Source organism: Bizionia sediminis (genome assembly GCF_042684585.1).
Classification (GTDB): domain Bacteria; phylum Bacteroidota; class Bacteroidia; order Flavobacteriales; family Flavobacteriaceae; genus Algorimicrobium; species Algorimicrobium sediminis.
Genome location: NZ_JBHULS010000001.1, coordinates 500,891 through 519,078, shown reverse-complemented (window position 1 = coordinate 519,078; position 18,188 = coordinate 500,891). Strand labels below are relative to the sequence as shown.

The 18,188-nt window shown below is 36.2% G+C and carries 17 protein-coding genes; 8 read left to right on the top strand and 9 right to left on the bottom strand.

The window, feature by feature from the left end; all coding sequences use genetic code 11:
* Positions 1 to 49: 49 nt before the first annotated feature.
* The gene (locus tag ACFSQP_RS02315; RefSeq protein ID WP_376891460.1) at positions 50 to 664 is read left to right on the top strand and encodes a transcriptional regulator; all 615 of its coding nucleotides are present in this window, start codon (positions 50 to 52) and stop codon (positions 662 to 664) included.
* Positions 661 to 1,365, top strand: coding sequence for a DUF3307 domain-containing protein (locus tag ACFSQP_RS02310; protein WP_376891459.1), 705 nt, complete (start codon positions 661 to 663; stop codon positions 1,363 to 1,365). Before ACFSQP_RS02315 ends, ACFSQP_RS02310 begins: the two co-directional genes overlap by 4 nt.
* Before the next feature lie 11 nt (positions 1,366 to 1,376).
* On the opposite strand, the gene ACFSQP_RS02305 is transcribed toward ACFSQP_RS02310, so the two are convergent.
* The 3 genes from ACFSQP_RS02305 to rpmH form a co-directional block, all read right to left on the bottom strand.
* Entirely contained in the window at positions 1,377 to 2,228 is an 852-nt protein-coding gene (locus tag ACFSQP_RS02305; RefSeq protein ID WP_376891458.1) for a T9SS type A sorting domain-containing protein, read from the bottom strand.
* Between the two features lie 89 nt (positions 2,229 to 2,317).
* A complete protein-coding gene (gene carB, locus ACFSQP_RS02300) occupies positions 2,318 to 5,170 on the bottom strand; it encodes a carbamoyl-phosphate synthase large subunit (RefSeq protein WP_376891457.1) in 2,853 nt (950 codons plus the stop codon).
* Between the two features lie 96 nt (positions 5,171 to 5,266).
* On the bottom strand, positions 5,267 to 5,428 hold the full coding sequence (gene rpmH, locus ACFSQP_RS02295; RefSeq protein ID WP_376891456.1) for a 50S ribosomal protein L34: 162 nt from the start codon (positions 5,426 to 5,428) through the stop codon (positions 5,267 to 5,269).
* A gap of 374 nt (positions 5,429 to 5,802) precedes the next feature.
* Here rpmH and ACFSQP_RS02290 point away from each other — a divergent pair, with 374 nt between their 5' ends.
* Positions 5,803 to 6,369: a DUF2892 domain-containing protein gene (locus ACFSQP_RS02290; RefSeq protein ID WP_376891455.1), complete on the top strand. Its 567-nt coding sequence runs from the start codon at positions 5,803 to 5,805 to the stop codon at positions 6,367 to 6,369.
* A gap of 1 nt (position 6,370) precedes the next feature.
* On the opposite strand, the gene cls is transcribed toward ACFSQP_RS02290, so the two are convergent.
* From cls to ACFSQP_RS02275, 3 genes are read right to left on the bottom strand one after another with little or no spacing between them, the layout of a single operon-like run.
* A complete protein-coding gene (gene cls / locus ACFSQP_RS02285; RefSeq protein WP_376891452.1) occupies positions 6,371 to 7,825 on the bottom strand; it encodes a cardiolipin synthase in 1,455 nt (484 codons plus the stop codon).
* Positions 7,826 to 8,755, bottom strand: a complete 930-nt coding sequence (locus tag ACFSQP_RS02280) for a lytic transglycosylase domain-containing protein (RefSeq protein WP_376891451.1) — start codon at positions 8,753 to 8,755, stop codon at positions 7,826 to 7,828.
* Positions 8,756 to 8,789: 34 nt separating this feature from the next.
* Complete coding sequence (locus ACFSQP_RS02275) at positions 8,790 to 9,470, bottom strand: alpha/beta hydrolase (protein ID WP_376891449.1); 681 nt, start codon at positions 9,468 to 9,470, stop codon at positions 8,790 to 8,792.
* A gap of 116 nt (positions 9,471 to 9,586) precedes the next feature.
* Here ACFSQP_RS02275 and ACFSQP_RS02270 point away from each other — a divergent pair, with 116 nt between their 5' ends.
* Entirely contained in the window at positions 9,587 to 9,883 is a 297-nt protein-coding gene (locus tag ACFSQP_RS02270) for an N-acetyltransferase (protein ID WP_376891448.1), read from the top strand.
* A 272-nt stretch (positions 9,884 to 10,155) separates the two neighbouring features.
* Here ACFSQP_RS02270 and ACFSQP_RS02265 read toward each other — a convergent pair whose 3' ends face one another.
* Complete coding sequence (locus ACFSQP_RS02265; RefSeq protein ID WP_376891447.1) at positions 10,156 to 10,974, bottom strand: T9SS type A sorting domain-containing protein; 819 nt, start codon at positions 10,972 to 10,974, stop codon at positions 10,156 to 10,158.
* A gap of 55 nt (positions 10,975 to 11,029) precedes the next feature.
* Here ACFSQP_RS02265 and ACFSQP_RS02260 point away from each other — a divergent pair, with 55 nt between their 5' ends.
* Positions 11,030 to 12,622: an ABC transporter substrate-binding protein gene (locus ACFSQP_RS02260; RefSeq protein WP_376891446.1), complete on the top strand. Its 1,593-nt coding sequence runs from the start codon at positions 11,030 to 11,032 to the stop codon at positions 12,620 to 12,622.
* A 346-nt stretch (positions 12,623 to 12,968) separates the two neighbouring features.
* On the opposite strand, the gene ACFSQP_RS02255 is transcribed toward ACFSQP_RS02260, so the two are convergent.
* Together ACFSQP_RS02255 and ACFSQP_RS02250 are read right to left on the bottom strand one after the other, a co-directional pair.
* Positions 12,969 to 14,144 (bottom strand): GlmU family protein, encoded by a 1,176-nt coding sequence (locus ACFSQP_RS02255; RefSeq protein WP_376891445.1) that lies wholly within the window; start codon positions 14,142 to 14,144, stop codon positions 12,969 to 12,971.
* 77 nt (positions 14,145 to 14,221) lie between these two features.
* Entirely contained in the window at positions 14,222 to 14,473 is a 252-nt protein-coding gene (locus ACFSQP_RS02250) for a type B 50S ribosomal protein L31 (RefSeq protein WP_376891444.1), read from the bottom strand.
* A gap of 389 nt (positions 14,474 to 14,862) precedes the next feature.
* On the opposite strand from ACFSQP_RS02250, the gene ACFSQP_RS02245 reads away from it, so the two are divergent.
* From ACFSQP_RS02245 to ACFSQP_RS02235, 3 genes are all read left to right on the top strand, one after another.
* Complete coding sequence (locus tag ACFSQP_RS02245; protein ID WP_376891443.1) at positions 14,863 to 15,393, top strand: DUF4199 domain-containing protein; 531 nt, start codon at positions 14,863 to 14,865, stop codon at positions 15,391 to 15,393.
* A gap of 43 nt (positions 15,394 to 15,436) precedes the next feature.
* Positions 15,437 to 16,378, top strand: a complete 942-nt coding sequence (locus ACFSQP_RS02240; RefSeq protein WP_376891442.1) for a glycosyltransferase family 2 protein — start codon at positions 15,437 to 15,439, stop codon at positions 16,376 to 16,378.
* 82 nt (positions 16,379 to 16,460) lie between these two features.
* Positions 16,461 to 18,188 (top strand): phospho-sugar mutase, encoded by a 1,728-nt coding sequence (locus ACFSQP_RS02235; RefSeq protein WP_376891441.1) that lies wholly within the window; start codon positions 16,461 to 16,463, stop codon positions 18,186 to 18,188.

The following is an 18,188-nucleotide window of genomic DNA, read 5'->3' as shown; positions in this document are numbered from 1 at the left end:
AAGCATATTATTGTAGAATTAATGATTCATTTCAAACAAAAAGTTTTCCATGATAGCTGTAATAACCGGCGATATTATAAATTCAAAAAGCACCCAGCCTAGCCTGTGGTTACCGCTTCTTCGGCAAGCCTTGCTTACTTTAGAACCCAATCAATCCTTGTGGGAGCTATACAGAGGCGATAGTTTTCAAATTGAAATTACACTACCAGAACGCAGCTTTATAAGCGCCATATACCTAAAGGCTTGCTTAAAAACACTTAAAAATTTGGATGTAAGAATGGCTATAGGTATTGGTAATAAAAGCTACACCGGACAAACCGTATCGGAATCCAATGGCGAAGCCTTTCAGTTTTCAGGAGAGACGCTAGAGGGTTTAAAAAAAAATAAAATAAGTTTAAAATTAAAATGTCCTAACAACCAAGTAACCACCCACTTTAATCTCTTTTTTAAGTTTGCATCTTTAGTTATGGATAATTGGACAGCCAATTCCGCTGAAGTGGTTAAAATTTATTTGGAAAACCCAAACGCTATTCAGCAGGAATTAGCAGATATGCTTCACATAAGTCAAGATGCTGTTAGTAAGCGCATAAAACGGGCACATTTGGACGAATTATTAGAACTAAATACTTTATTTGAATCTGAAATTAACCAGCTAAAACCATGATTTTACTAGTAAAATTGATTCTTGCACATATTCTTGGCGATTTTATTTTGCAGCCAAAATCGTGGGTTAAAAACAAGGAAAAAAACAAACTTAAATCGGTTGTTCTTTATGCTCATGTAGCCTTGCACGCTGCTTTATTATTTCTTCTTATTTGGGATTTTAGCTATTGGCCTTTAATACTAATGTTAAGTGTTTTGCATTTAATAATAGATGCCGTTAAACTAATTTTTCAAACTAAAGCAACCAAACGCATTTGGTTTTTTATAGATCAAGCATTGCATTTAACCGCCATTTTTGTGGTATTTCTGCTATATACCAATACCAGTATATTAGCCCTTAATTTGCCCACTACAAGTGCTTTACTACTCCTTACCTGCCTTATTTTTTTAACCAAACCAACAGCTATCATTATGCAAGTTGTGTTTAGTAAGTGGGACATAAAGAAATTAACCAAAACTAGCGAATCACTTGCTCATGCTGGCATGTACATTGGTGTTCTAGAGCGCTTATTGGTTTTTATATTTATAATTATGGGCCATTGGGAAGCCGTGGGCTTTTTAATAACGGCCAAATCGGTTTTCAGATTTGGCGATTTAAAAGAGGCTAAACACCGAAAGCTTACAGAATACGTTTTAATAGGCACCTTAATTAGCTTTGGAATAGCTGTTGTAACTGGTATACTTTATATAACTTTAATATAACACCAAACTTACTACTGCTTTACAAAACGCTTAGAGATGGTTTTTTTGGCGTTCGAAACCTGTACTAAATAGACACCATTGGGCCACTGACTAATATTTACAGAGGCTTTAACCGCATTAATAGGCCCTTCGTAAACTTTACTTCCTAAAATATTATAAACAGCCAGTTTAGAAAAATTATGGTTAGGTGGCAACCCTACATTTAACCTATTTGTTCCTGGATTGGGGTAAATTGAAAAAGAGATATTGTTTTGTTGTTTAGGTACTCCTAATGTGGTAGAAGCTGTAATATTATCAATATTCATAGTGGCTGCAATTAATTCGCCTTTCCAATTGTCAATTACAGGATTACTTAAAATACGCATGGTAGAAACAGCTTCAAGAACATCCAAAACAGAAGCCGGACCTTGTACCACGATAAAAGCCGATTCATTTATAGGTATGGAAACAGTTGTCCATCCAGAACCTTCGGGTACCAATACGGGGTTTGTAGAAACAATGCGGGTACCCATAGGCCCTTGAAAAGCTAATCGGAGGTGTAAATCATTGGTAATAGCTCGTGCTTGAAACTGAATTTCAAGAATATTTTCTGAAATAAAGTTACCAGACCATTGGGCATTGGCATTAAAAATTACCACTCTACCTGCCGGACCGCTCAATCCTGTAGCGGTATACGACAGAAACCTATCGTTTTGCCCATTTGGACCACCAGAACTTATATTTTCAGTTCCAGCGCTAGCTACACCAATAGTCCAGTTAAGCACTGTGCCATCCTCAAAATCGTCTACTTGACCAGCAGCTATTTGAGGAAAAACAGTATTACAAAAAAATAAAACGGTTATTAAGTGTAATTTTTTTATCATTTACAGCATTTTTAGGAAATTAAACCTATTCAAAAATAATGTAATATTGGCAAAAATAATGCCAAAAAACTCTTAATAACCGTTGGTTTTTATTTACTTAAATACATTTTTCGTCTGGCGTACAAGTTGTAAAAATCGTCGTCTTTTAAATTATCAATAAATAAGATACTCTCGCCGGTACTCTTCATTTCTGGTCCTAACTGTTTATTTACATTTGGAAACTTATCGAAAGAGAAAACAGGTTGTTTAATGGCGTAACCTTTTAATTTTGGATTAAAATTAAAATCGCTTATTTTTTTTGCTCCCAACATCACTTTGGTTGCATAATTTACATAAGGCTCGCCATACGCTTTGGCAATAAATGGTACTGTTCGGGAAGCCCTTGGGTTCGCTTCAATAATATACACGACATCATCTTTTATAGCAAACTGAATATTAATTAAGCCAACAGTGTTTAGCGCTAAAGCAATTTTTTTGGTATGGTCTTTTATTTGCTGAATAACTAAATTACCCAAATTAAATGGTGGTAGTACGCCATTGCTGTCACCGGAGTGAATACCACAAGGCTCAATATGCTCCATGATACCAATAATGTAAACATTTTCGCCGTCGCAAATAGCATCCGCCTCGGCCTCTATGGCGCCATCTAAATAATGATCTAGAAGCAGTTTATTATCGGGCATCTGTCTTAATAAATCAACTACATGTTTTTCCAGTTCTTTTTTATTAATAACTATTTTCATGCCTTGACCGCCTAAAACATATGATGGCCTTACTAGAATAGGGAAATCGAGCACATCGGCAATAGCAAGCGCTTCATCTGCATTGGTGGCCACATCAAATTTAGGATATGGAATATTATTTTCTTTAAGTAATTTAGAAAAACTACCTCTGTCTTCAGCTAAATCTAGCGATTGGTAGGTAGTTCCAATAATTTTTATACCATATCTGTCTAATTTTTCGGCTAATTTTAAGGCCGTTTGGCCTCCTAGTTGCACGATTACACCTTCGGGTTTTTCATGTTGAATAATGTCGTAAATATGCTCCCAAAACACTGGTTCAAAATACAATTTATCTGCAATGTCAAAATCTGTTGAAACCGTTTCTGGGTTACAATTAATCATAATTGTTTCATAACCACATTCCGCTGCGGCTAAGACACCATGTACACAGCAATAATCAAACTCAATTCCCTGCCCTATTCTATTTGGTCCAGAACCTAAAACTATAATTTTCTTTTTATCTGAAACCACACTTTCATTGGCTGGCAATACCGTCCCATTAGCGGTGCTCATTTCATTTTCAAAGGTCGAGTAATAATAAGGTGTTTCGGCTTTAAATTCGGCCGCACAGGTATCCACTAGTTTATACACACGTTTTATTTTGAAGGCTTCGCGTTTGCTATACACCTGACTCTCTAAACAGTTTAGCATGTGCGCAATTTGCCTGTCGCCATAACCTTTTTGTTTTGCTTCCAAAAGGAGCTCTCTATTAATGGTATCGATGGTGTAAGTAGAAATTTCCTTTTCCAAATAATACAACTCCTCGTATTGCTTAAGGAACCACATGTCTATTTTTGTAATCTCGTGTATTCTGCTTAAAGGAATGCCCATTTGGATGGCATCGTATATTACAAACACACGGTCCCAGCTGGCATTGGTAAGTTTTTCAATAATTTGGTCGTAGTTTTTATAACCTTTACCATCTGCTCCCAAACCATTTCGCTTAATTTCCAAGGATTGCGTAGCCTTGTGCAAGGCCTCCTGAAAGGAACGCCCAATGGCCATAACCTCGCCCACTGCTTTCATTTGTAAACCTAAAGTTCTGTCCGATCCTTCAAACTTATCGAAATTCCAACGAGGAATTTTAACCACCACATAATCCAACGTTGGTTCAAATAAAGCCGATGTGGAGCCCGTAATTTGATTAGTAAGTTCGTCCAGATTATAACCAATTGCCAGTTTTGAAGCAACCTTTGCAATTGGATACCCGGTTGCTTTACTAGCTAAAGCAGATGAACGGGAAACACGCGGGTTAATTTCAATTGCAATTATATCCTCCTTGTCGTCCGGGCTAACAGCAAACTGCACATTACAACCACCGGCAAAATCGCCTATACTGCGCATCATGTGTATAGCCATATCGCGCATACGCTGGAATGTTTTATCCGATAAGGTCATAGCTGGCGCAATAGTAATGGAATCGCCTGTATGAATTCCCATCGGATCCATATTTTCAATGGTACAAATAATAACTACATTATCATTTTTATCGCGTAATAACTCTAATTCGTATTCCTTCCAACCTAATAATGCTTTATCTATCATCACCTCATGGATGGGCGATATTTCTAAACCACGGGTTAGCAATTCATCAAAATCCTCCTCTTTATGCACTATAGAAGCGCCGGCGCCACCTAGGGTGTAGGAGGCTCTAATAACCAACGGGAAACCATATTCCTGGGCAATTTCTTTCCCTTTTAAAAACGAAGTTGCCGTAGCTTGAGGGGCCATAGGAATGCCTATTTTAAGCATTAGTTCCCTAAATTTCTCGCGGTCTTCGGTAATATTAATGGCTTCAATATCCACGCCTATTAAATCTACATTAAAATCTTTCCAGATGCCTTTGTCTTCCGCCTCAATTGCTAAATTAAGAGCTGTTTGACCACCCATTGTTGGTAACACAGCATCAATTTGTGGGTGCTCTTTAAGAATTTTTACAATAGATTTTGTGGTTAGGGGCAACAGGTACACATGATCTGCCATGGTTGGGTCTGTCATGATAGTAGCTGGATTGGAATTAATAAGAATGGTTTCAATACCATCCTCGCGTAGGGAGCGCAAAGCTTGCGTTCCTGAATAATCAAATTCACAAGCTTGACCAATAACTATAGGACCTGAACCAATAAGCAGAACGGACTTTATGTTTTTATTTTTAGGCATGTTTAATTGTTTTTTTGCAAAAGTAGTTAACGTATGGGTATAAAAAAAGGCGTTACTAAACAGCAACACCTTTATATATTAACAATTGTTAATTCATTATTTTTTATGTCTTAACTCTGAAGATACAGATAATTTCTTTCTGCCTTTAGCTCGTCTTCTAGCAAGTACTTTTCTTCCATTAGCGGTAGCCATTCTCTCTCTGAAGCCGTGCTTGTTTTTTCTTTTTCTTTTTGACGGCTGAAATGTTCTTTTACTCATTACTTATATCTTTAAAGTCTTCTTAATTAGGATTGGTGCAGTTTTAGCATACACTACTAAAATGCCGTGCAAATATACAAACCCTTTTTTATTAAACAAACCTTATTAGAAATTATTTTAACCAACTAGCACCTTGGCTGTATTGCTTTAACGGCTTGGCTTTTGACAGCCTAGTTGACTGATTGTTAATTAGTTCTTGCTTCGTCATAGGATTTGCACATTATTGTAAAAACCATAAATCACCAAACGGTGCTATTTTTTGTAATAAAAACAGGGCAACCGACTTCAAAAACTCGGGGTAACACAGTATATTTGCAGCATATTTGGTCTATTACACCACAACATTTGTTATTTTAACTACTTAAAAACGCGTTATGTATAATAAAATTATAAAATTAATTATTGCTGCAGGGATTATTGCCTTTGCCATTTATCAATTTACAGAAGGCAATATAGGAAACGGTATTATGTATATTTTACTATCTACCGTATTTATATTCCTGTATTTTAAAAACGAATTTATACTATTAGCATTTTTACGGTTACGAAAACAAGATTTTGAAGGTGCAAAAAAATGGCTTTCTAAAATTAAAAACCCTAGCAGTGCTTTGGTGCGCAAGCAGGAAGGATATTACTATTATCTGCATGGCATAATGGTTTCGCAATCCAATATGAATGAAGCCGAAAAACATTTTAAAAAGGCGGTTTCTTTGGGCTTATCTATGGATCATGATTTGGCCATGGCTAAATTAAATTTAGCGGGCATTGCGTTTACTAAAAATAGAAAAAATGAAGCCAAGCTACTGTTAGGCGAAGCGCAAAAACTTGACAAGCGTAACATGTTAACAGATCAGATTAAAATGATGAAAGAAAACATGAAACGCGCTCAAGGACCTAACCAACATTTTGGCAGAAACCAAATGCGCGGCAGAAGACGCTAAATTAGAGTGAAGGCGACCACAGTCGGCAATAAGATTCCTTTATTTTGGTAAATTTAGACCGTTGTTGCCATGCTTGTATGTCTATTTCCTGGCTATTTGTTATGTCTTCTAAAAACAATGCTTTCAATTGTTTACTCGTGTCTTTATTGTAAATTAAAGCATTAATTTCGAAGTTTATATTAAAGCTGCGGAAATCTAAATTTGCCGTACCAATAGTACAAAACACATCGTCTACCACCATGGTTTTTGCATGAATAAAACCTTTGGTATACCTATAAACTTTTACCTTGGCTTCCAACAAACGCATAATGTACGAATTGGTAGCGTGTTTAGCTGTCCAGGAATCGGATTGCTTTGGAATTAGCAACCTAACATCTACACCACTTTTTGCTGCAATTTGTAAAGAGGTTACTATTTCATCGTTTGGAATAAAATAAGGCGTTGTAATATAAATATATTTTTCTGCTGTATTTATAGCCACAAACATGGCTTCCATAATATTTGCCCAATCTGTATCGGGGCCACTAGCTGCAATTTGAACAGCCTTTTTGGTAGCAATTTCTGTATCTGGAAATAATTGTTCCGTGATGTTACAGCTAGCATTAGAAACAAAATCCCAAGTCATTAAAAAATGAATTTGGAGGGGTTTTAACGCCTCGCCTTTTATGCGCACATGGGTATCGCGCCAGTACCTGTTTGATTGCTCATAATTTACATAATTATCTGATATATTTATTCCACCTAAATAGCCTATCTTCCCGTCGATAATAGCAATTTTTCGGTGATTTCTGTAGTTCATTTTACCCGTAAAACGCGGAAACAACACGGGCATAAAGGCAAAAAAATGGACACCACTTTCGGTCATTTTATTTTTTGTTTTGGCCGAAATACTACTGCCTACATCGTCAAAACTCAATCGCACTTTAACGCCTTCCTTTGCTTTTTGGCATAAAATATTTATTAACTCTGTACCAATAGTGTCATCTTTTAGAATATAATATTCCAAATGTATATGGTTGGTGGCTTGTTTTAAATCGGTAAACAACAGCTCAAATTTCTCCTTGGCATTTTTTATAATATAAACATCATTGCGTAACGTAACGGGCGTGCTTTTATTATTTTTAAGTAGTTCAACCAGTTTAATTTTTTCGTCTAAATAGGCATTCAATTCTTGTTTTTGTTGTGCGGTTAGCGTGTAATCTTCACCTATTTTCTTGACAATCTGTTCGTTTAAAATATTTTTCCTATTAAAAATTTTATTCTTGCGGTATTCTTGCCCAAAAAAATAGTAAACCAGTAAGCCCAAAAAAGGAAAAACCACTAAAACCAGAATGTAGGAAATGGTTTTAGTGGGATTTATATTTTTAAGTAAAATGGTTGTTGCTGCCGTAATTGCCAAGACATAATTTAAGGCAATTAGGATGATCCAGATATTATCTTTAACCAGCGCCATCATTTATGGTTTGGTATCATAATAACCAGCCTCTGGTATGGCGATTTGGTATAATTTTCTAGATTTATTATTCAAAAATGGTTCACGCAGCCACGGATTGTGAATTTTTAATATTTTATAGTTAATATTAAAGGTTTCTGAAAAAGCGGTGAAATCCGTTACAGCTGTATCCACAGCAACTTGATATGTAGGCACCGGTTTATACAAATCTTTGTCTCTAAAATTAAAACCATAACGCGTAGGATTGCTTAAAATTTCTTTTAAAGCAACAATACGAAACATGTATCGGCCTGTTTCTTCATTTAATAACAGATCGTAATAATCGGTAACGTTTTGCTCCTCCAAACGTCTGGAAATACCAGCCATTCCGGCATTATATGCGGCAGCGGCTAGCGTCCAGGAACCAAATTTTTCTTTCGATTTTTTTAAATACTCGCAAGCCACTTCTGTGGCCATTTCTAAATGGTAACGCTCATCTACATTATCGTTTACTTCCAAACCGTATTCGCGCGCCGTTGCTGGCATAATTTGCCATACACCTCTGGCTCCTGCCGGGGAAACAGCGTTGGTTAAACCACTTTCTATAACGGCCAAGTATTTGAAATCGTCTGGAACGCCATGTTTGGCTAAGATAGGTTCTATTACTGGAAAATATTTTTTGGCCCGTTTAAACATAAGCAAGCCATTAGACTGCCAGTATGTATTAACCAGCAGCTCCCTATCCATACGCTCGTAAATATCCGGGTTGTTTAGCGGAACAGGTTCCCCTGCAAAGTCCAAATTAATGGGCATTTGTAAGGCGTACACATTATAATCGTTTATTAGTTGCTTTTCAAAGTTGGTATCGGTATTTGCGTCTTGTTTAGCAAACACAAAAAGCAGGGTTAAACTTAACAATCCAACTAAAATTAGCCCTTTTTTTATCAATTTCATTGTTATTGGTTTTTTCTTAAAGTTATGAAAAATATTAATGCCCGGCGATGCTTCCTTCTAAAATAAGTTGTGGTAAATGTTTATTAAACCAACGGTATTTATTTAAAATCATGATGTGAGTGCCATTTTCAACTGTTATGCAGCCATTTATGCGCTCGTAAGGAAAAATATGGTCCAAAGTTCCGTGAATATGAATTAAGTTGGGCAAGGCCGTTTCTTGCTGCCAACAAACCATTTGTTTTATGGCCCACTTTAGGTAACGCTTGTCCGTTACAGATAAGTATTTTTTATACAATTCTATGCGTTGCGCTACTTTTTGGTTTACCGCAAATTTGGAAAGCATATCTAGCTTACCTACCAACGCGGTTGGCAAAAATGCATACGCCTTTGTTGCGCGCATAATTTTCATGCTGGTAGGTTTCTCGCTTGCTGTTTTTAAGCTTGAAATAATAATGAGCCGTTTTACCGAAATAAATTTGCTCATTTCCTGAACAACTACACCACCAAACGACACCCCAATTAATACCACATTAGCTTCGGTTATAGATGCTGCCAAGCGCTTGGCGTAGCTAGAAAGCGTGTCGGTTTTATTAGGAATAAGCCATTCCAGCCAATGTATTTTAAATTGGCTTTTAGGTAGTTTTATGTGTTCAAAAATGGTAGGGTTTGCGGCCAATCCTGGCATACAATAAACATGTATTATATCTTGATTCATAAGCTATTAAATACCTGAAGCCTGTTTAATACTATTTTTTTTCGTAAATTTGTGTACAAAACTATTGAAAAATAGTGTGTACTTCCTATAAAATTAGTGTTTAAAATAAGAATATTATGATAGATGAACAAAGCCTCATTGACAACGATTTTTTACGTCAATTTGAGCTAAAAGTAGACCAGCAGCTTGCTAAAATTGAATATTCGCTTCAGGAACGTAAAATATTTTTAACCAAACTCGTTATTCCTGAAGATGTTTTTTCGGAATCGCTTAAAAACGATTTTATTACATTGGTTTTTAAACATATTGAAGATCGTAATTTAAGTATTGTGCCAACGAGTCCGGAAATTGCCAAGTTTATGCGCAAAAACAGACAGTATAAAAATATGCTGCCAGTTGGTGTACGCATTTAAGTACCTTTAAATTGGTATGAAAAACAAAAAAAGGCGTACTGTAAAAAGTACGCCTTTTGTTTTTTAAGTTGCCGAGTGCTTATTAGCTTTAAGTACCATAATTTAAAAAACATACAAATTTTACATTATTTCCACACAACACGAATAACAGAAAATAACGCTACATGCAATTAAAAATTAACTCTTTAAAGAACAGATAGCAGCAAAAAAAAAGAGCGTCTTAAGCAAATAAGACGCTCTTTTTTAAAAGTCTCTGAAACGAATTAAACCGCTTAATTTTTAATAATTTTTCTAGCAACAATACCTTTGTCAGTTTCTACTTTCAACAAATAAATACCAGAATTTAAATTTGATAGATCTAATTTTCTGGTGTTTTCGGCTTGTAGCACAACTTGACCTGTTACAGTGTATAATTTAGCTTTCTCTACCTGTATTGACTGGTGCAATTGGATATTTAAAACATCGTTTACAGGATTAGGACTTATGGACATATTGTCTAAATTAAAGTCTTCAACCCCTAACAAATTTCCTGTAGCAGTAATGTAATAATGAGCATCTGGAAAACCTAAAGCGGCAGGTGTGGTATAATCCGCTATTGAACAGGAAGCACTTTTAAGATAAGGAGTTGCTGTATCGGCCGCTGTACCGCCAATAAACCATGATGTCGTGTCCGTTTGTTCCACTTCAATCAAAATATGAGTAGATGTAGATGGAATTGTAATTGCCGGTGAGAACGTATAATTAACAATTGTTTCATCTGAACCTAAAGGAATAGTTACAACTTGGCTTCCTAACAATGTACCAGGATATCCCGTAGGAAAATTAGCGTTACTGTCGTATACTTTTACAGTTACATCAAAAGTACCAGAAACAGATTGAACCCCTATCTCGCCGCTTGTTAATTCAAAACCTGAAGTAATACCAAAATTTGATAAGTTAAACAATCTGGCTTGCTGATTATTTCCGCCTGGGCAGGCCACACTGTTTGTTGCGGTAATAACGTTATCAGTATTTTGTGTTAAAGTAATTTGCCCCTGACTTGTCCAGGCAAATGTGGCAATAAGAAGTAATAGAATGTAATTTTTTTTCATAATTTTAAAAATTTATTATTGGTTAATATAAATGTAGTAAAACTTTTGAAACAAAATGACTTTTAAATCAATATATGTTCTAATATTTCTAACTTGTTCAAGCTGTTTACAAAACGAACAGACCTTACCAAATGTTTTTAGGTATAACGAACATAAAAATATTAGTTCTTTAGATCCTGCCTTCTCGAAAGATTTAGCAGATATTTGGGCTACCAATCAGCTGTTTAACGGTTTGGTTGAAATGGACGATAGCCTAAAAGTTATTCCTAGCATTGCCAAAAATTGGCATGTTTCCGATAGTGCCAAAACCTATACATTCAACTTGCGAAACGATGTTTATTTTCATAAACATGTGCTATTTGGACCAGACTCCACAAGAACTGTAAAAGCCAGCGATTTTGAATATAGCTTTAATCGCTTGTTAGATAAAAAAATAGCCTCTCCAGGTAGTTGGGTTCTAAACAAAGTGGCTTCCTTTCAAGCTATTAACGATTCGGTTTTCGAAATAAAACTTAAACAGCCCTTTCCTGGGTTTTTGGGTTTGTTAACCATGAAATATTGTTCGGTAGTACCACCAGAAATTGTAGCGCACTACGGCAGCAATTTCCGATCGCACCCTATTGGCACTGGTCCATTTAGGTTTAAACGTTGGGAAGAGAATTTAAAACTGGTGTTTAGAAAAAACAACCGTTATTTTGAACAGGATGAAAACGGTAATAAACTTCCATATTTAGAAGCGGTTGCTATTACCTTTCTTCCCGATAAGCAAAGCGAATTTTTACAATTTGCACAAGGTAATCTAGATTATGTTTCTGGTTTAGACGCCTCCTACAAAGATGAACTATTAACAGCCAACGGCCAATTACGCAACAAATACGCTTCGGAAGTAAACATGATACGAGGACCGTATTTAAACACAGAGTATTTAGCCTTTTTCATGCCATCGGAACTACCAGAAATACAGTCGGAATACATTAGAAAAGCAGTTAACTACGGCTTCGATAGAAAAAAAATGATGCTTTACCTAAGTAACGGCGTGGGCATTCCTGCGCACGGTGGTTTTATCCCCAAAGGATTACCAGGGTTTAGCGAAGCCTCTGGATATACTTATAACCCAGAAAAGGCGAAACAACTGGTTAACCAATTTATAGTAGAAACAGGTATTAGCACGCCTAAAATTACCATAACCACTACTAGTAATTATTTAAGCTTTTGTGAATACATACAGCGCGAACTGCAAAAAACAGGGTTACAAGTAGCTATAAATGTTATTCCCGCTTCTAGCTTAAAAGACGCCAAAGCCAATGGCAAACTGGATATGTTTCGTGCCAGCTGGGTGGCCGATTATCCGGATGCCGAAAATTATTTATCGCTTTACTACAGTAAAAATTGGGCTCCAAACGGGCCTAATTACACCCATTTTAGCAACCAACAGTTTGATGCTTGGTATACACAAGCTTTTACCGAAACCAATACCCATAAAAGGGAAGCGCTGTATACAAAAATGGATAGCTTAATAATGGCTACCGCACCAGTTGTACCTCTATTTTATGACGAAGTGGTTAGATTTACACGAAAAAATGTGTTGGGATTGGGTATTAATCCTACTAACTTATTAAACCTAAAACGGGTTAAAAAAGACAATTAAAGCAAAGCTGGATCTTAATCATCGGGTAATAACAGCAGACTGTATTACCTCATAGCCCGCCAGATACTTACCAAATTTGGTTTGTACCTAGCCTTATTTTACAAAAAAACGGATAGTTTTAATTAGGACTTAAAATTAATAATACAACTGTTAGTTACGTTTTAAACACCAGCTTCTTGGAAACGTGCTACGACTTACTACTAGTGCAAAAAAATCAGACAAAAGGTTGGTACTGTAAACAAAACAAGTTCAATACCCGAGTAACCTGTATCCTATTTAAAACTAACAATTATGTTTTTACGAGACACGCCAAAAAACAAAATTTGTATCCTATATACCTATCAGGTTATGAGCGTCTAAATTTTTTGGTGTCCTCAAAAACGTGCTCTAAAATTGCAGCATCTTGTTCGGTAAAAGTTACATCACGTCTGGACATAACAACTTGCGCTACTTCAAAAGCTTTATCAGTTAAATAGGTAGTAAAACCATTACTGCCACCCCAAGAAAAACTTGGTACAAAATTTCTTGGAAAACCACTACCAAAAATATTAGCACTAACTCCCACAACAGTACCCGTATTGAACATGGTATTGATTCCACATTTACTATGGTCGCCCATCATTAATCCGCAAAACTGTAACCCTGTTTTGGCAAAGCGTTCCGTTTGGTAATCCCAAAGCCTCACTTCTGCGTAATTATTTTTTAAATTGGAGTTATTGGTGTCTGCTCCCAAATTACACCACTCGCCCAGCACCGAATTTCCTAAAAACCCATCGTGTCCTTTGTTTGTATAACCAAAAATAACGCAATTATTAACCTCGCCACCTACTTTACTAAAGGGACCAATAGTTGTAGGGCCGTAAATTTTTGCAGCCATTTTTACAGTGGCATTATTGCACAACGCAAATGGCCCACGAATTACGCTGCCTTCCATAATCTCCGCATCGGGACCAATATAAATAGGACCATTGGTAGCATTTAGGGTTACATAAGCTAATTTAGCACCAGGAGCTATAAAAATAGCCTCTGAATTTATAGTATTAACACTTTCTGGAATAGGTTCAGACTGCTGATTGGCCGTAAGTAAATCGAAATCCGCTTGAATAGCTGCTCCGTTTTGCGCAAAAATATCCCATGTGTTTTCAATTTTTAACACAGCGCCTGTATATTCTATAGCCTCATAATTGTCGAAATTTATGGCTTCTTGCCATTCATTAGTATAAAACGCAACAAGGTCTTCTCCCACAAAAATAGCCTGATTTTCTGTTAAATTAGAAATCATGTTTACCAGCGTTTCGTTTGGCGTATAGGAAGCATTTATCATAATATTAGCCTCCAGTTCCACCATGGGGTATTTATCGGCCAGATAATCTTCTGTTACCGTAGTTGTGGTGGTATTTAAGTAGGTTTCCCATTTTTCACGGATGGTTAAAATTCCAAACCGAATGTCCGCTACCGGACGCGTATAGGTAAAAGGTAATAAATTATTACGATGTGGGCCGTCAAAAAGTATGTAGTTCATGGTTGGTGCTTTTTGGTAAAAATAAAAAAAGCCTTTCAGGTTTTGAAAGGCTTTTTAAAATATATTTTCTACTAAATTTATTTTTTAAATTTAGCGTATTTAGTCTTAAACTTATCAATACGACCAGCCGTATCTATTAACTTCGATTTACCAGTGTAAAACGGATGAGATGTTCTTGAAATTTCCATTTTCACTAATGGATACTCTACACCGTCCACTTCTAAAGTTTCGTTTGTACGTGCGGTAGATTTTGTTAAAAACACATCGTCATTAGACATATCTTTAAACGCTACTACTCTATAATTTTCCGGATGGATTTCTTTTTTCATCGCTAAATGCTTTAATATCTTAACTTTTTCGAGGTGCAAATTTAATCATTTTTAATAACTGTGCAATACATTTATACACTTATTTGTATAATTTACTTTAAAAATAAACCAAACCTAATAATCCAACACCAAAAATAACATAATTTAGTTGGGTACACCCATGTTTTTTTAGTACATACACGCAGGCCGCTAATGCGTTCCGCGCATAAATGTTCTGGCTACTATTATATGCCAGGTAGCGGAGTAAATGCCTTTACGAAATAGCTAAAGTAATGGTAACATAATTTAAAGAAAACACTATGGTTAGCTTCTAAAATGCTTGCCAATTGCAACCTTTTGTTATATTTGTGGACTAACTTTACGTAATTAACATGAATTAAATACATATTATGGAACCAACTACAAAATCCAACGCCACTAACTACGGTCTTTATTTAGGTGGTATTTTAGCCTTATTAACCGCATTGGGCTATGCTATTAGTTTAGATTTATTTACACAATGGTGGTTTGGTATAGCCATTATTGTCCTAATTATAGCATTTGGCACGCTTTCGGCCATTAAATCGCGTGCCCTATTAAACGGCTTTATTAGTTTTAAAGCGGCTTTCTCCTCTTTTTTTATTACCTTATTAATCGGTTTAGTAATTAGTTCTGTGGTAAGCTTTTTAATTTTTAATATTATCGATCCGGAAGCAGCAACCATTTTACAAGAAAAAGCCATTGAAGCACAAGTTGAAATGATGCGTAATTTTGGAACACCAGATGAGGCTATGGCTGTTATTGTAGAAGAATTGGAAAAACAAGAACATATTTACTCCCTAAAAAACCTGTTGCAAGCCTTGGCCTTTCAACTGGTTGGATACAGCATTGTAGGTCTAATTGTGGCTTTAGTTGTAAAAAAAGAAGACATAGAAGCTTAAATAATTTCGCTACTTTTGATGTTTCCATTCTGAAACCACTTACATGAATATATCAGTAGTCATACCGCTACTTAACGAGCAAGAATCTTTAGTAGAACTTCACGACTGGATTGTTAGCGTTATGCAATCGCACCAATATACCTATGAAATTCTTTTTATAGACGATGGTAGCACCGATAATTCTTGGCAAATAATTACAAATTTGTCTGCAGCCAACGCCTGTGTAAAGGGCATCCAATTTTTACGGAATTTTGGCAAATCGCAAGCCCTTCACGCTGGTTTTCACGAAGCAAAAGGCGATGTGGTTATAACTATGGATGCCGACTTGCAAGACAATCCAGAGGAAATACCAGCGCTGTATAACATGATTGTTTCACAGGGGTATGATATGGTTTCGGGTTGGAAAAAAATTCGTTACGATTCACTTATAGCCAAAAATATTCCTTCTAAATTATTTAACTGGGCCGCCAGAAAAACCTCGGGTGTCAAATTAAACGACTTTAACTGTGGCTTAAAAGCTTATCGTAAAAACGTCGTAAAAAATATTGATGTTAACGGCGAAATGCATCGTTATATTCCTGTTTTAGCCAAAAATGCAGGATTTGGTAATATTGGTGAAAAAATTGTTCAGCACCAAGCCAGAAAATACGGCGAAACCAAATTTGGAATGGACCGATTTCTACATGGATTTCTGGATTTAATTACCATTTGGTTTGTATCGCGCTTTGGCAGGCAACCCATGCATCTGTTTGGTTCTTTGGGCGTTATTATGCTCGCTATTGGTTTTGCCTTCTCTTTATACCTAGGCATAGATAAATTGTTTGTAAACCCTGATGGGCGACTCATTACTGAAAGGCCGCAGTTTTTTATAGCCTTGGCTACCATGGTTATGGGAACACAATTTTTTGTAGCAGGCTTTTTAGGCGAAATAATTTTACGAACAAAAGAAAACAGAAAACGTTATTTAATAAAGGATAAAATATAAGTAATAATAACGGTTGTAACGTGCAAAACGCCACATAAAACAAGTCTAATTCCGTACCTTTGTACCTATTTACAATATACCTATGACAGCATTAAACCCCGACATACAAGCCCGTGTTAACCAATGGCTAACCCCTACATTCGATACCGAAACGCAACAGTATATTAAAGGTTTACTGGTAACCAATCCAGCCGAACTAAAAGAAGCTTTTTACAAAGATTTAGAGTTTGGTACTGGTGGTATGCGCGGTATTATGGGAATTGGCACAAACCGAATTAACAAATATACCCTTGGCAAAAACACGCAAGGCTTAAGCAACTATTTAAAAGAACAGTTTCCTAACCAAATTATTAAAGTAGCCATTGCTTTCGATTGCCGCCATAATAGTAAAGAACTAGCACAATTAGTTGCTCATGTATTTTCGGCAAACAATATTGAGGTCTTTTTATTTGAAGACCTTCGGCCAACACCCGAACTATCCTTTACCTTAAAATATTTAAACTGCCACTGCGGAATTGTTTTAACAGCATCGCATAATCCCCCAGAATACAATGGATACAAAGTATATTGGCAAGATGGTGGCCAATTAGTACCACCGCAAGATGCCGAAATTATAAATGAAATAAAGCGTGTAGCATACTCCGAAATAAATTTTAACGCTCAAGAATCGCTTATAAATTATATTGGCGAAGCCCTAGATAAAGCCTTTATAAAAGCGGCCGTTAAAAATGGTAGTTTTAAAACCGAGCAGAAGGCTAAAGATGCCCTTAAAATAGTATTTACGTCATTACATGGCACCTCCATTACCATTATTCCAGAAACCCTAAAACAAGCGGGATACAAACAGGTACATGTAGTGGCAGAGCAAGCCAAGCCAGACGGAGATTTTCCTACGGTAAAATCGCCTAATCCTGAAGAACCAGCGGCCTTAAAAATGGCTTTGGAATTAGCCGAAAAAGTACAAGCCGATATTGTAATTGGTACAGATCCAGATAGCGATCGTGTAGGTGTAGCTGTAAGGGATTTAGATAACAAGCTCGTAATTTTAAATGGTAACCAAGCCATGATAATTATGACAGCCTTTTTGCTAAAACAATGGCAGCAACAAAACAAAATTAAAGGTAAAGAATTTATTGGTAGCACCATTGTATCCACACCCATGATGAAAGCACTGGCCCAAGCCTACCAAGTAGAATGTAAAATAGGCTTAACCGGGTTTAAATGGATTGCTAAAATGATAAAAGACTTTCCAGAACTTAATTTTATTGGTGGTGGCGAAGAAAGTTTCGGGTTTATGGTAGGCGATTTTGTACGCGATAAAGATGCCGTTACCGCTACCCTTTTAGCATGCGAAATTGCAGCCCAAGCAAAAGCCGAAGGTAGCTCCATTTACGAGGCCTTGATAAACTTGTATATAGAACACGGTTTTTACAAAGAACGCCTAATTTCAATAACTAAAAAAGGTATTGAAGGTGCTAATGAAATTGAACAAATGATGTTTGATGCGCGTCAAAATCCGCCTAAAATAATAAACAATTCTAAAGTTATTAGGATTGAAGATTACTTACTTTCGCAAGCCAAAAACACCTTAAACGGCCATATAGAGCAAATTCACATCCCAAAATCGAATGTCCTTATTTACTATTTGGAAGATGGTACCCAAATTGCTTTAAGGCCAAGCGGAACGGAGCCTAAAATTAAATTTTATATTAGCGTAAATACAACCTTACAAAACATTGCCAGTTTTAAAGAAACCGAACATCTGCTTGAAACACAAATAGATGCTATTATTAAAGATATGGCCCTGTAA

What these genes read in the sequence shown, in the direction of transcription:
- ACFSQP_RS02315 (WP_376891460.1), top strand. Translation starts at nt 50, where the DNA reads ATGATAGCTGTAATAACCGGCGATATTATAAATTCAAAAAGCACCCAG.
- ACFSQP_RS02310 (WP_376891459.1), top strand. Translation starts at nt 661, where the DNA reads ATGATTTTACTAGTAAAATTGATTCTTGCACATATTCTTGGCGATTTT.
- ACFSQP_RS02305 (WP_376891458.1), bottom strand. Translation starts at nt 2,228, where the DNA reads ATGATAAAAAAATTACACTTAATAACCGTTTTATTTTTTTGTAATACT.
- carB (WP_376891457.1), bottom strand. Translation starts at nt 5,170, where the DNA reads ATGCCTAAAAATAAAAACATAAAGTCCGTTCTGCTTATTGGTTCAGGT.
- rpmH (WP_376891456.1), bottom strand. Translation starts at nt 5,428, where the DNA reads ATGAGTAAAAGAACATTTCAGCCGTCAAAAAGAAAAAGAAAAAACAAG.
- ACFSQP_RS02290 (WP_376891455.1), top strand. Translation starts at nt 5,803, where the DNA reads ATGTATAATAAAATTATAAAATTAATTATTGCTGCAGGGATTATTGCC.
- cls (WP_376891452.1), bottom strand. Translation starts at nt 7,825, where the DNA reads ATGATGGCGCTGGTTAAAGATAATATCTGGATCATCCTAATTGCCTTA.
- ACFSQP_RS02280 (WP_376891451.1), bottom strand. Translation starts at nt 8,755, where the DNA reads ATGAAATTGATAAAAAAAGGGCTAATTTTAGTTGGATTGTTAAGTTTA.
- ACFSQP_RS02275 (WP_376891449.1), bottom strand. Translation starts at nt 9,470, where the DNA reads ATGAATCAAGATATAATACATGTTTATTGTATGCCAGGATTGGCCGCA.
- ACFSQP_RS02270 (WP_376891448.1), top strand. Translation starts at nt 9,587, where the DNA reads ATGATAGATGAACAAAGCCTCATTGACAACGATTTTTTACGTCAATTT.
- ACFSQP_RS02265 (WP_376891447.1), bottom strand. Translation starts at nt 10,974, where the DNA reads ATGAAAAAAAATTACATTCTATTACTTCTTATTGCCACATTTGCCTGG.
- ACFSQP_RS02260 (WP_376891446.1), top strand. Translation starts at nt 11,030, where the DNA reads ATGACTTTTAAATCAATATATGTTCTAATATTTCTAACTTGTTCAAGC.
- ACFSQP_RS02255 (WP_376891445.1), bottom strand. Translation starts at nt 14,144, where the DNA reads ATGAACTACATACTTTTTGACGGCCCACATCGTAATAATTTATTACCT.
- ACFSQP_RS02250 (WP_376891444.1), bottom strand. Translation starts at nt 14,473, where the DNA reads ATGAAAAAAGAAATCCATCCGGAAAATTATAGAGTAGTAGCGTTTAAA.
- ACFSQP_RS02245 (WP_376891443.1), top strand. Translation starts at nt 14,863, where the DNA reads ATGGAACCAACTACAAAATCCAACGCCACTAACTACGGTCTTTATTTA.
- ACFSQP_RS02240 (WP_376891442.1), top strand. Translation starts at nt 15,437, where the DNA reads ATGAATATATCAGTAGTCATACCGCTACTTAACGAGCAAGAATCTTTA.
- ACFSQP_RS02235 (WP_376891441.1), top strand. Translation starts at nt 16,461, where the DNA reads ATGACAGCATTAAACCCCGACATACAAGCCCGTGTTAACCAATGGCTA.